At 68.4% G+C, this 12,626-nt stretch carries 9 protein-coding genes and 1 pseudogene; 5 read left to right on the top strand and 5 right to left on the bottom strand.

Features of this window, described 5'->3' with window-relative positions; translation table 11 throughout:
- Nucleotides 1-27 precede the first annotated feature (27 nt).
- Both CLT74_RS19285 and CLT74_RS19280 read left to right on the top strand, forming a co-directional pair.
- Entirely contained in the window at nucleotides 28-432 is a 405-nt protein-coding gene (locus CLT74_RS19285) for a roadblock/LC7 domain-containing protein (RefSeq protein WP_099847772.1), read from the top strand.
- Nucleotides 429-1,631: an ABC transporter substrate-binding protein gene (locus CLT74_RS19280; protein ID WP_486582416.1), complete on the top strand. Its 1,203-nt coding sequence runs from the start codon at nucleotides 429-431 to the stop codon at nucleotides 1,629-1,631. Before CLT74_RS19285 ends, CLT74_RS19280 begins: the two co-directional genes overlap by 4 nt.
- A gap of 111 nt (nucleotides 1,632-1,742) precedes the next feature.
- Here CLT74_RS19280 and CLT74_RS19275 read toward each other — a convergent pair whose 3' ends face one another.
- The gene (locus CLT74_RS19275; protein WP_099847771.1) at nucleotides 1,743-3,845 is read right to left on the bottom strand and encodes a cellulase family glycosylhydrolase; all 2,103 of its coding nucleotides are present in this window, start codon (nucleotides 3,843-3,845) and stop codon (nucleotides 1,743-1,745) included.
- A 509-nt stretch (nucleotides 3,846-4,354) separates the two neighbouring features.
- Here CLT74_RS19275 and CLT74_RS19270 point away from each other — a divergent pair.
- Complete coding sequence (locus tag CLT74_RS19270; protein WP_486582415.1) at nucleotides 4,355-5,425, top strand: LacI family DNA-binding transcriptional regulator; 1,071 nt, start codon at nucleotides 4,355-4,357, stop codon at nucleotides 5,423-5,425.
- 35 nt (nucleotides 5,426-5,460) lie between these two features.
- Here the strand turns inward: CLT74_RS19270 and CLT74_RS19265 are convergent, their stop codons facing one another.
- The gene (locus tag CLT74_RS19265; protein ID WP_099847770.1) at nucleotides 5,461-6,465 is read right to left on the bottom strand and encodes an FPP/GGPP synthase family protein; all 1,005 of its coding nucleotides are present in this window, start codon (nucleotides 6,463-6,465) and stop codon (nucleotides 5,461-5,463) included.
- A gap of 48 nt (nucleotides 6,466-6,513) precedes the next feature.
- Nucleotides 6,514-6,930, bottom strand: a complete 417-nt coding sequence (locus CLT74_RS19260; protein WP_099847769.1) for a hypothetical protein — start codon at nucleotides 6,928-6,930, stop codon at nucleotides 6,514-6,516.
- Nucleotides 6,931-7,306: 376 nt separating this feature from the next.
- Between CLT74_RS19260 and CLT74_RS19255 the strand changes: the two are divergent.
- Nucleotides 7,307-8,155: pseudogene (locus CLT74_RS19255) on the top strand (tryptophan--tRNA ligase); the annotation flags it as partial.
- Nucleotides 8,156-8,205: 50 nt separating this feature from the next.
- Here CLT74_RS19255 and CLT74_RS19250 read toward each other — a convergent pair.
- Together CLT74_RS19250 and CLT74_RS19245 are read right to left on the bottom strand one after the other, a co-directional pair.
- Nucleotides 8,206-9,495: a GAF domain-containing protein gene (locus CLT74_RS19250; RefSeq protein WP_099847767.1), complete on the bottom strand. Its 1,290-nt coding sequence runs from the start codon at nucleotides 9,493-9,495 to the stop codon at nucleotides 8,206-8,208.
- 300 nt (nucleotides 9,496-9,795) lie between these two features.
- Complete coding sequence (locus tag CLT74_RS19245; RefSeq protein ID WP_158240279.1) at nucleotides 9,796-11,361, bottom strand: GDSL-type esterase/lipase family protein; 1,566 nt, start codon at nucleotides 11,359-11,361, stop codon at nucleotides 9,796-9,798.
- An 833-nt stretch (nucleotides 11,362-12,194) separates the two neighbouring features.
- Here CLT74_RS19245 and CLT74_RS19240 point away from each other — a divergent pair.
- On the top strand, nucleotides 12,195-12,530 hold the full coding sequence (locus CLT74_RS19240; protein ID WP_099847765.1) for a helix-turn-helix domain-containing protein: 336 nt from the start codon (nucleotides 12,195-12,197) through the stop codon (nucleotides 12,528-12,530).
- The last annotated feature ends 96 nt before the right edge of the window (nucleotides 12,531-12,626 follow it).

The following is a 12,626-nucleotide window of genomic DNA, read 5'->3' as shown; positions in this document are numbered from 1 at the left end:
AACCCCTCCCCGATCTGGAGCGACGTCGTGACAAGCCCGAACGACCTGAGCTGGCTGTTGCAGAACTTCGTGAACCGTACTCCCGAGGTCAGCCATGCCCTCGCCATCTCCACCGACGGGCTGGTCCTGGCGCACAACCACAGCCTGCCCCGCGACCGGGCGGATCAGCTCGCCGCGACCGGAAGTGGGCTGATCGCCCTGCTTGTGGGCGCGGCCCGGTTCTTCCAGGCGGGCTCGGTGATCTCGAACGTGACCCAGATGGACGGCGGCTTCATGTTCTGCATGTCGTTCAGCGACGGGGCTTCGCTGCTCGTGCTGGCGTCCCCGGTCTGCGACGTGGGACAGGTCTCGTACGAGATGACCGACCTGGCGAACCGGATGGGTGAGGTGCTGACCCCGGCGGTGCGGTCCCAGTTGCTGGGGATGCTGTGAGCACCAGCCGCCCCGCCGTTCCGTCCGCCCGCCGGTTCGTCGCGGCGCTGCTCGCCGGCGTTCTGGTGGCCGGCACCGCCGCCTGCGACGGCGGGTCGGAGCCGGAACGTCAGACCATCCGGATCGGGATGATCACCGCCCTGTCCGGCTCGCTGGAGGCACCGGGCTCCGAGCTGCGCGACGGTTTCCAGCTCTACATGGACATGCGCGGCGGACAGTTGGGCGGCCACCCGGCCGAACTGATCGTCGCCGACGAGGGGTACGAACGCGACGTCACTGTCGAGTCCGCCACGAAGCTGCTGGAGCAGGATCGGGTCTCGGCGATCACCGGCATCATCAACGGCGGTAGCGTCGCCGCGATCCTGCCGCTCATCAACCAGAACAAGGTGCCGCTCGTCGGCGCGCTGGGGCGGCCGGCGCTCACCGACGTGACGTACGTCTGGCACACCAACCTGATCTCCGTCGAGCCCGGGGTGGCCATGGCGCCCTTCGTCAAGCAGGAGGTGGGGCAGGGCCGGGTCTACGCCATCGGGCCGGACTTCCAGAGCGGTCGTGACGAGTTGCGCGGATTCGTCGAGACGTTCACCGAACTCGGCGGCCGGTTGGCCAACCCCGGCGGCGAGGCCGTCTTCAGCCCGTTCCCGGTCACCGAGGACTTCGGGCCGTACCTGGAGGAGATCGCCGAGTCCGGTGCGGAAGCTGTCTACTGCTTCTTCGACGCCCAGAACGCCATCACGTTCGTCAAGCAGTACGCCGAGTCCGCCGTCGCCGACCTGCCGCTCTACGCGGCGGGCTTCGTGACCGAACCGGCGAGCCTGGTCGAGCAGGGCGACGCGGCCGAGGGCATCTACAACGGCCTGAACTACTCACCGGACCTCGACAACGCGGCCAACCGGGAGTTCGTCGCCGCCTGGAACGCGGCCTACCCGGGCCGGGTGCCCACCTCGATCGTGATGGCCTCGTACGACGCGGCAGCCGTACTGGACCGGGCGATCGCCGCGGCGGGCACGAACCCCAGCCCGGAGCAGATCAACTCCGCGATCGCCGGTCTCGGGCAGCTCAACAGCCCACGCGGGCCCTGGCAGTTCGCGAAGACCACCCACGCGCCGATCCAGAAGTGGTACCTGCGCCAGGTCCGCCGGGACGGCCGGGCACTGACAAACGTCGTGGTCTCCGAACTGGCCACCCTCGGCGGTTGATCTCGGTCGGCATCAGCCCGTCGGCATCCGGTTGTCGCCGAGGCCGATCCGTCGGTCGACACCCGGTCCGTGGCCGGTGCGGAAACCCGCACCGGCCACGCCGCATGACGGTCAGGCCGGGCTGCCGGTGACCGAGCTGCCGGATTTCGTGAGTCGGTAGGTGATCTGTGTGCCACTCCAGAAGTGGAAGGTGAGCGTGACGGGACCGTCGTTGACCTCGGCGAAGAACTCGGGCGTCAGCAGGATTGTGTTGGCGCTGTAGTCGGGGCGGAAACTGCTCCAGAACTCCTTGTACGGGGTCCAGTTGGCCGGTCCGGCGGGGCTGCCGTCGGCGTACTTGGCCTCCATGGTGGCGAGTTGGTCACCGCGGAACTGGGTGGGAATGGTGAATCCGCTTGTCGTGCCGGTGGCGGTGGACTGAGTGGGTGGGTCGTAACTGATGAGGCTGATCCGCCACGGCACGCCCTGGGAGAAGCGGGCCTCGATCGTGGCGTTGAGGCCGGTGGCCCGGTTGCCGACCAACCGGGTGACAGCCGCCTGAGTCAGCGTGAGGGTGCTGCCGGTGATGGTGTAGTCGGCACCGTTTGTCAGTTGGGTGCTGCCGTGCCAGAGGCTCCGGAACGAGGTGCCGTTGAGGTTGAGGGTGAGCGACCTGCTGGTGATGCCGCCGGTGCGGGGCACGTAGATCTGGTCCGAGGACGCGGTGGCGGAGCGGGTCGTCAGGCTCGCCTTCATCATTTCGTAGATGCCCTGGTCCCGCCAGCGCAGCTCGGGCCGGTGCAGGAACGAGCCCGCGTCCCACAGCATGGTGGTGAGCTTCCGGGTGCGGGCGTGGTGGCCTACCGCTTCGAAGAACTTCAGCAGCTCACCCCGTTGGATGATGCCGGGGCGGGTGTAGTCGTAACTGAGCAGGGCCCACTCACCGATGATCACCGGGATGTTCCGGGACACGAACGTGTTGTACGCCCGGTCGAACGTGCCGACGATGTCCTGTTCGACGTTGCTGTCGTAGCGCGTGCCGCCGGCGATGTTGACGCTGAACGGCCACCAACCGTAGAAGTGGATGGTCGCGACGAGGTGGGGGTCGTCGAGTTCGTCGAACGTGGTCATCAACGCGTCCATCCGGGCCTGCTCCCCGCTGGTGTGCAGGGTGGGCAGCACCAGCAGCCGGGTGGCGTTCCCGCCGCCTGACCGGCGTACCAGGCGGACGAACTCAAGATTCAGCTCGTGCAGCACCTGGTCGCTCTCCGCGTCTCCCGAGGTGCCGGCGAACTGGGGTTCGTTGATGCTCTCGAACACCAGCTTTGCCGAGTGGCTGCGGAACGTGGTGGCGAGCTGGTTCCACAGGGCCCGGTACCTGTTCATCACGTTCGTGCGGTCGGTGGGATACGTGTTGATCCACTGCCACGAGTCGTGATGCAGGTTGATCATCACGTACAGGTCCTCCGCCAGCGACCAGTCGACGATCTCGCGGACGCGGTTCAGCCAGGTCGGGTCGATCGTGTAGTCCGGTGCCGGGCCGTGGTGGTTGCTCCAGGTGATCGGGAGCCGGATGCTCTTGTACCCCTGCGACCGGATGTGGCGCAGCATCTCCCGCGTCGTCAGCGGATTGCCCCAGGCGGTCTCGTCGGGGATGGCGTCCAGCGTGTTGCCGAGGTTCCAGCCGGGCTGCATCGCCGCCACCATCGCCATCCGGTCCCCCGGCGGCGGGGTCACCGTCGGCGAGACCGACGGTGACGTGGTCGGCGACACGGTCGGCGAGACGCTCGGCGTCGTCGTGGGCCCCACGTTCCCGGTGCACGCGACACCGTTCAGGGTGAACGAGTCCGGTGCGGTGTTGGTGCCCGTCCAGGATCCGTTGAAGCCGAAGGAGACAGTGGCGTTGGTGCCGATTGTGGCGTTGTAGCTCATGTTCGTCGCGGTGACCTGGCTGCCGGACGAGGTGACTGTCGCGTTCCAGGCCTGGGTGACCCGTTGGCCGGACGGGAACGTCCAGGCCAGGTTCCAGCCGTTGATCTGGTCGCCCAGGTTTGTCACGTTCACGTTGGCGGTGAAGCCGCCCGGCCACTGGGACGAGACCGCGTACGCCACCCGACAGCCGGCCGCCGCCTGAGCGTTCGCGGTCACCATTGATCCCGCCACCAGCAGCGCGGCCACTCCGCCGGCGATCAGGCCGGCGCGTCCGGCGGTTCTCCTTGTTCTGTGTGAACTCATCAGCAACTCCTCGCCATGGTGGCGCCCGTGTCGTGGACCGGCCGCTTCGCCGGTTGATGCGGTCTGTCGGACGGGCTGCCAGCACAGGGCATGGCGAACGGAGACATGGGTCCTCCAGCGTCCGTCACGACGGGAACGGCGCGGCGATGGTGTGCCCATGAGTGCCCGGCCGCGCGCGATCGAAGGTGAGGGGTACGCGGATGCTGCCCTGGCTTCCGCGACGAGCTGTGGGACTCCCGCATGGAAACTTTCGGACTCAAGCTCTGGAAAGTTTCCTGGCGAGACGTTACAACTTTCTTCGATCGGGGTCAATGAAGTGGCCGGTCGCTCCGGCCTCCGACCTGGCGCTCGCGGCTGCGGGCCGTACCCCGGCGACGTCCAGCGGGGCCAGCCAGGTGCCGGGACGAACGGTTATCCTTGCGCCCTGAGCGATGTAGCGGCCATCGGCCGCCCGGTGATGGCCGACCCCGGCCTCGCGGCCACGAGGGACCGGTGAGTAGGTGGCCAGGTTGACGCACCTCGATTCGAGCGAGCAGCTCGACCTGCAGCCGCAGCTCGGTGATCCGTCCCGACCGGTGACGATCGCCGCCATCGCCGAGTCGGCAGGCGTCTCGGTGCCGACCGTCTCCAAGGTCATAAATGGCCGGTCCGGCGTGGCGGCGAAGACCCGGGCCCGCGTCGAGGCGGCGATCACCCAGTACGGCTACCGCAGGTCATCGCCGGCCGCTCGGTCCAACATGGTGGAACTCGTCTTCGACGAGATCGAGGACATGTGGGGCATGCAGATCATCCGTGGCGTGCAGCGGGTCGCCCGGCAGCAGGGTGTGGGAGTCATCCTCACGGAGTTCGGTCCGGAGCGTGGCGCGATCCGGTACTGGATCGACGACACGCTCTCCCGTCGCCCGAACTGCCTCGTGACGGTGGCCCAGTTGGACGAGGAGCAGCGTAACCAGTTGCGTGCCAGGGGCATCCCGTTCGTGGTCTTCGATCCCACCGTCGAGCTGCCGGACGACGTTCCCTTCGTCGGCGCGACGAACTGGGCCGGTGGCCGGGCCGCGGCCCGGCACCTGATCGGGCTGGGCCACCGCCGGATCGCGATGATCGCCGCGCCCGAACCGGTCCTGTGCTGCCGAGCCCGCCTGGACGGTTATCGCTCCGCGTGTGACAACGCCGGCCTACCCGTACCGCCGGATCTGATCGTCCGTGCCGAGTTGACCCGGCAGGGCGGTGAGACGGCCGCGCTCGACCTGCTGACCCGTACCGACCGGCCGACGGCGATCTTCGCGGCGAACGACCTGCAGGCGTTCGGGGTCTACCAGGCGGCCGGGCGGCTGGGCCTGCGCATCCCGACCGACCTGAGCGTGGTCGGCTTCGACGACCTGCCGATAGCGGCCCTTGTCGATCCACCGCTGACCACCATCCACCAGCCACTCATCGAGATGGCCGTCACGGCCACCGAGTTGGCGCTCGCGCTCGGTCGCGGAGAACGGACACCGCAGGCGGGCCTGGAACTGGGCACCACCCTCACCGTTCGGCACAGCACCGCACCGCCCCCCACGGCGCGCGAAGCGACCTGTTGAACCTGCTCGGCGGGGACGGGCCGGTGTGCCGATCGTTACCGGCTGCGCTCCACGACGTACTCGGGTAGGCCGAGCAGGAACCTGCCGTCCTCGGTTTCGGCCGCCGCCGGACCCAGCGCCTGCCGTCCTTCCCGCCAGGCGGCGGCGGCCAGATCGCGGGCGCTGCGGCGGGCCGACTCGACGCAGTCGTAGGCGAGCAACCGCCCGTGCAGCCACCGCACCTCCGCCGCCGTGCGCCGCGCCCGGGACCGGCTGAGGAACGCGGCGGTCCGCTCGCGCTCGTCCCCGGTGCAGCGTCGCAGGAAGTCGATGAGAATCAGCGTCCGCTTGCCCTCCCAGAGGTCACCCGCGATCTCCTTGCCGTACCGGGCGAAATCCCCGACGAGGTTGAGCGCGTCGTCCTGGATCTGGAACGCGGCGCCCAGGTACCAGCCGTAGCGGTCGAGGACGTCGACCGCATCGTGCTGACCGGTGGCGACGAGGATGCCGGTACGGCACGGGTAGATGCAGGTGTACCAGGAGGTTTTCTTCAGACACATCCGGTAGTAGTCGTCCGCGTCGAGGTCGCACACGTTGTCCCGGATCCAGCCGACCTCGATCGCCTGCCCCTCCAACGAGTGACGCAGCATGAGTTGGGTCTCGTCGAACAGCCGCCACGCGATCCCCGATCCGAGCGCCCTGCGGTTGGCGGCGAGCCGTTGCAGGGCGAGCAGGTTCGTCATGTTTCCCACGTTGAGCGCGACACCGACGCCGTACTCGCCGTGCAGGGTCTGTGCGCCGCGCCGCTGCTCGCTCTCGTCCTGGATGTCGTCGTGGATGAGGAACGCGTTGTGGAACAGCTCCACTGTCACCGCCGCGTTGAGCCCCACCGACGCCGTGCCGCCGAAGGCCCGGCAGGCCGCGAGGCAGAGCGCGGCACGCAGCCCTTTGCCCCAGCGCCGCGGATACTCGGTCACCAGGTCGTAGAGATAATGCGGTCCGCCCGACGGCACGTCAGCGAGGAGCGCGCCGATCGCGAGGGCACGGTAGCGCTCCAGCATCTGCGTGACATGGTCACGAGTCACGCCGGTGGTCGACACGGCAACCGGCTACCTGTCCGACGCTGCGGGCTTCTGCGGGGTCTCCGACGAGAGACGGTCGACAAGCCCGTTCGCCACGTCCGGCACCAGCCGTGCGAGGTTGAGCACGCCGTCCAGGGCTTCGTGCGCGTCTGAGGTGTACCTGCGGATCACCTCACCGCGTCGGTCGTCGGAGGTCTTCAACTGTGCGACGACGGTGTCGATGAGTGCGTGTCCGTCGGTGCGGACCCGCGTCACAAGTTCGTCGAACGCCTCCGGATCCACCCGGCGATCGGCGGTCAGCTTCTCCTCAAGCCGACGCGCGCTGGCAATGCCCGCCGCGAGTTCCTCCTCCAGCACGCTTGCCGCATGGTTCACGGTCTCGGAAGTCTCCTCGGCCACCTTCTCGAAACGCTCGTCGCTGCGCTCACGCCCACTGCTCTCCATGGAAGGAGTGTTGGCTCCTCCCGCACCGCCGGATAGGGATGTGTCGAAATGGTGACTCACTGTGATATGACTCAGCGTGCAGGGCCTGTGGCCAGCGCAAGTGACTACATCGATCGCCCTCAGCGCTTAGGATGGCCGCATGGTGCGCCCTGCAGCGTCGACCTCGCGGCTCCGAGTGGAGCTTGGGGTGACACGGTGCGATGGGCTCCTCGCACTGCTGCGCGCCTGCGGGCTGCGGTTTCGTGACGGGTCGCGATGGCGGCCTCCGGTGATGGTCCAGCTTCACCTCTGATCGACGGCGCCACCGTCGCCTCGTCGGCGCGCCGTGCGCGATCTTCAATCGATCCGTCACGCCTCGTGAAAGGCCCGCTTCGTCATGACCGCTCTGCGGATGCTCACCGGTGACCGACCCACCGGAAAACTCCACCTCGGCCACTACGTCGGCAGCATCGCCAACCGGGTGAAGCTGTACCGGAGGTACGAGAGCTACCTCATCATCGCCGACCTGCACATGCTGACCACCAGGAACACCCGCGACGACATCGCGAAGGCCACCCAGAACGCCCGGGACAAGGCCGCCGACATCCTCTGCGTCAAGGCCCACGTGGTCCCGGTCGGCAAGGACAACGCCGCACACGTCGAGGTCACCCGGGAGATCGCCCGCCGCTTCAACCACCTGTACGGGCAGGTCTTCCCCGTTCCCGAACTGGTCAGCGCCGAGACCACCACCCTGATCGGTACCGACGGCCGGGCCAAGATGAGCAAGAGTCTCGGTAACGCCATCGCCCTGTCCGACAATCCCACCGAGGTCCACCGCAAGGTCATGGGCATGTACACCGACCCGAACCGGATTCGCGCGGACGTGCCCGGCACCGTCGAGGGCAACCCGGTGTTCCAGTACCACGACCTTTTCAACCCGAACCGGACCGAGGTCGACGCCCTGAAGAATCGCTACCGCGAGGGCCGGGTCGGCGACGTCGAGGTCAAGGAGAAACTCGCCACCGCGCTCAACAGATTTCTCGATCCCATGCGCGAGCGGCGGGCCCGCTACGAGGCCGACAAGGGCCTGGTCGACGAACTCATCGTGCGGGGCACGGAACGCACCCGACGCGAGGTCCAGCAGACCGTCTTCGAGGTGCGTAAGGCGATGGGACTCACCGGCGTCTACACCCAGCTCCGACGTAAGGCCGAACGGACCGGCAGAGCGGCGAGCGTGGCCACCGCGAGCAGCCGACCCGGTCAACGGTTCGACGACGAGGGGTCGCGGGACGGCGGTCAACGGTTGAGGTAGGCGGCCAGGCCGCCGAGTTCCTCGCTGGCGATGAAGACCGCCCGTACGTTGAGGATGGCTTCCTCGACGTGGGCGGGACAGCCCCACGCCGAGTCGCCCCACGAATCGGCGATCTTGATCTCGGCCGGTGCGGGGCACTCCTGGGTGCCGCCGAGTTGACAGCGCTCCGGGTGGGGCGTGGTGGCCTGCGCGGCAGCGGCGGCGCGCATCTGCGCGGTCAGTTCCGCAGCGGCGGCGGCACGCTGCTCAGCCTCGGCGCGGAGTTCCCGCTCCGCGCGGACCGCCTTGGCGAGCTCGTCATGGGCCGCTCTGGCCTGCGCCTCGGCGGCGAGTTTCGCCTGCTCGATGTGGTGGCGCTCGATGGCCAGTGCCGCGGTGCCGGCGAAGACCCGGGCGAGGGCCAGGTCGGTGTCCTGCGGAACGCGCGGGGTGCGGTGGTACATGGCGAAGGTGCCCAGCAGGCTCCCGTCGCGGGCGAGGATCGGCGTGGACCAGCAGGCGGCCAGTCCGGCCCGCCCGGCCAGGTCGCGGAAGTCGGCCCAGAACGGATCGGCGCCGATGTCGGTGACGATCACCGGTTCCCGCCGGTGGGCGGCGGTGCCGCAGGATCCGACGCCCTCGCCGGTGGCGATCCCGTCGATGGCCTGGTTGTAGAAGTCCGGCAGGCTGGGCGCGGCCCCGTGGCGCAGGTGCTTGCCGTCGGGGTCGGCGAGCAGCACGGAAACGAGCATCTCCTGTGGGGCCAGGTTCTCGATGCAGCGCGCCATTCCGTCGAGCACCTCGGCCAGCGGTGCCTGGCGGGCGATCTGCTCCAGCATGGCGTGGTGCTCGGCCATCAACCGTTGGGCATGCTTGACCTGGGTGGTCTCCACGCCGATCACCCGGATGCCGATCACTGTGCCGTTGGCGTCCCGGCGCGGCTCGTAGGTGAAGTCGAAGTACGCCTCCCGCGCGTGTGGCTCTTCGCCCAGGACGATCCGGGCGTCCCGGCCGGTGTAGGGCTCACCCGTGCGATAGACCTGGTCCAGCAGGGCGATGAAGCCCTGGGCGGCCAGCTCGGGCATCACCTCCACGAGGGGTACGCCGGTGCGGGCGCGTTGCTCGCCGATGGCGTTGAAGAACGCCGGGTTCGCCGTCTCCACCAGGTGCTCCGGCCCCACAAGCGAGGCGAAGACGGCGATCGACTGCCCGAACAGCGTCCGCAGATCCTCCGCTGCCTGACCGGTGCCCGTCGGGTCCGCAGCAGTGGGCAGTTCACCTGGTACCGCCGTCATGGTGGTCCGTCTCTCCTCTGCCTGTGCTGAACGATCGGTGGTGCGCCGGGTGGAACCGGCAGCAGGCGCAGCGAACCGCCTGATGCCGCCGATGCAGCCTAGCGGCAGTCGGTGCAGCCGGCAGGCGACCCGGCTCGCGGGATCCGCGCCGGGGCCCGCCGTACGAGCATCGCGGGTCTCCGGCGTTGGATTGCGGGCTGATCAGGCAGCCGGTTGATGCTTCCTTCGAGAGGCGACGCACCGATGCCGGTGTCGGGCGCCCGTGGCGGACCACGGGCGCCCGACGGATAGGCGGAGGCGTCAGAGTGGGGGGAGGACCTGGGCTATCCGGGTCGCCATCGCCTGGTACCCCGGGGCGGTGGGGTGGAACGAGTCGCTCAGCGGCGAGGTCAGGCCGTTGGCCCAGACGCCGTTCGTGCTGCAGAGCCGGTGGCCGCGGAACAGGTCCAGGCCGTTGACGTAGACGACGCGGGAGTCGCCGGTGGCCAGCACGGCGTCCCGGATCATCCGGTCGGTCTGGGCGGTCGCCTCGTAGATCGCTCTCCGTTCGCTTTCGACGAGGTTGCTGCCCAGGTCCGGGCAGCGGTCCTGAGCCGGCGGCGGGTCTGCCGGGTCGTCCGGGTTGGGCACGACGGCCGGGTAACTGAGCACCATGAGCTTTCCGGTGGGGTGCATCTCCGCCCTGATCTGTCGATACAGGGCCGTGAGCTGGACCCGGACCTGATCAAGTTTCTGCTGGGTGACCAACGGTCCCCCTGCGGCACAGTCGGCGCCCAGGTAGCAGCCGGTGAGCTTCAGCGAGAAGTCGAGGTCGTTACCGCCGATGGTCAGCGTGACGAGCCGGGTGTGTGGCTGTATCGCGTCCAGTTGGGGTGGGAGGCCGGGATGCTGGCCCACGTACAGGTCGATGATTTTCCCGCCATGACACGCCGCCAGGGTCGGCCGGTCCACCGGCAGTCCTGACACGACTGTTCCTGTGATCAGGTTGGCGTAGGTCGCGGGTGACCGCCGGCACAGCTCGTCGGAGTACGGTGGCGCGCCGGTGCCCGAGGAGTAGGAGTCGCCCAGTGCGACGTGCCGGATCACCGGGGGCTGCAGCCCGGTCCCGAACGACCCGGTGCCCAGCACGATGTGCAGCAGGTTGGTGCCGAGACCCTCACACAGCAGGTAGCGCAGCCCCGGTATGGAGAAGCAGCCACCCCAGTAGACCCCGACCGGAGCCAACAGGTACAGCTCGAAGGCGATCTCCACGTTGCGGCCACCGTCGAAGAGTTCGCCGGGAATGCTGAGGCCGCCCGAGGTCGCGCCGTAGTAGGTCGGCCCGTACGTGCGGGGCGCCGTGGTGTAGAGGAACTGGCCGTCGAAGCGGCCACGATCGATCACGCCGGTGGCGATGTAGGCCGCGTCGAGCCAGAAGTTGCAGCCGAACTCCGCCAGGTAGGAGATGTTCGCCGCGTAGTTGGTCTGATTGGGTGCGCCGCTGACGGAGCCGTTCCGGGTGATCGCCTCGGTGCAGTACAGCCCGGTCGGCGGGTCGTCGGGATCGGCCTGCGGCGATGCCCCACGGAAGGCTGGCCGGTCGGCCTTGCGGACTGCCGAGCGGGCCGCGCTGTCTGCCTTGAGCGTGGCGCCGGGTCCCTTCGTGGCACCCGGCAGCGCCTCGGGCTGTTGAGGGCTCAGCGGTTTCTCGAACGGGGTGATCTTCTTGGTGGTGCCGGGAAGGGTCACCGGGGCGGGCGTCTGGATATCGGGCTGCCAACCCCCGCCCCGCGCCGTCGGTGGGGCCGCAGCGCCGTCATCGACGGTCGGCGTTGCGGCCAGCGCGGGTTGTGCGCTGACGAGCAGCCCACCGATGACCGCAACCACTGCGAGTAACCGCGCGGGTCGCCCCGGTGGCACGACTCTACGTGATGTCACTGCCCAACCTCCTAGCGTGGCGTGATCGTCAAGTGACAAACAGTGAGATGGATGCTAGGCAGTCGGTAGGTGGGCACAGAACCGTGAAATTACGCAAAGAGGCGTGAAGAAATCAGTCCTCGCCGATCGATCGCCCCGCCAGCTCAAGCCCTGGCGCCGGGGCCGACGTGCCCCGGGCCGGGATGGCGCGTTCGAGCCACCCTGGTGGTCGGCGGACAGAAAATCTAGGCTGGAATGACTAGATATCTTCTGTCGTATGGGATAATGTTCTTTGAGTCGAGAGGGAAGATCCGTCAGGACGCAGACGGGGCCGTCCGGCCGTGAGGCCACGACGGGCGGCAAGGAGAGGAACAGTCTTCATCGTTCCTCCCGAGAAGCAGTAGGAGCAGGTCACTCGGCGTGATACGAGCCGGGGTGCAGGCGGGGCCAGAGGTCTTTCAGGGCTCCACCTGATGTTCGCCGCACGTGCAGGGGCCAGGAAGTCGCGTGGGCTCCAGCACCGGCGGACCGTACGTCAGTAAGGAAGAAGTAGCAGAGGAAAGGGAGGGCCGTACACCGTTGGATCGCCCGCCGTCGGCCGTCATATCGGGCCGGGCGGACACCGCAGGTTCCATCGAACGAGAGGTGGTCTCCGGTCACGCAGATGCGATCCTCGCACCCGAAGTCGCCGGTTGCGGCTGGTGCGGATACGACAAGCCGACGTTCCTGTCGGTAGATGGTGTTCTGACCCCTAACCCTGGGCCCCGGCGCTGACGCGCCGGGGCCCTCGACGTGGAGGTGACATGGGGCAAAGCCCGGACGACATGTTCGGCGACGAGAACTACCCGGCCTACACCATCGGCCAGGCCGCGGAAATGCTCGGCACCACGCAGGACTTCCTGCGCCGCCTGGACGAGGCGAAACTGATCAACCCGCACCGCTCGACCGGCGGACACCGCCGCTACTCCCGCTACCAGCTGCGCCTGGCGCTCCGGGCACGGGAGATGGTCGACCAGGGCACCGCCCTGGAGGCCGCCTGCCGGATCATCATCCTCGAAGACCAACTTGAGGAAGCTCTGCGACAGAACCAGAACAACACGGGACAGGGCAACGCGACCGACCGGACCACTGACGGATGAGAGCGCGGGCCGGCGGTAAGACGGCCAGCCGGTCAGTGCGAACTACCTCGTGGCAGCCCCTGTTTGCTCTTCCCGTCCCGGCCGCCAGCCCCGGGT

It is taken from the genome of Verrucosispora sp. CNZ293 (assembly GCF_002754655.1).
Note: the sequence above shows the minus strand (reverse complement) of the source record. Positions and strands in the feature narration are given on the sequence as shown.

Coding starts and splice junctions, on each gene's coding strand:
- CLT74_RS19275 (WP_099847771.1), bottom strand. CDS start 3,845: ATGAGTTCACACAGAACAAGGAGAACCGCCGGACGCGCCGGCCTGATC.
- CLT74_RS19260 (WP_099847769.1), bottom strand. CDS start 6,930: ATGGAGAGCAGTGGGCGTGAGCGCAGCGACGAGCGTTTCGAGAAGGTG.
- CLT74_RS19265 (WP_099847770.1), bottom strand. CDS start 6,465: ATGCTGGAGCGCTACCGTGCCCTCGCGATCGGCGCGCTCCTCGCTGAC.
- CLT74_RS19240 (WP_099847765.1), top strand. CDS start 12,195: ATGGGGCAAAGCCCGGACGACATGTTCGGCGACGAGAACTACCCGGCC.
- CLT74_RS19250 (WP_099847767.1), bottom strand. CDS start 9,495: ATGACGGCGGTACCAGGTGAACTGCCCACTGCTGCGGACCCGACGGGC.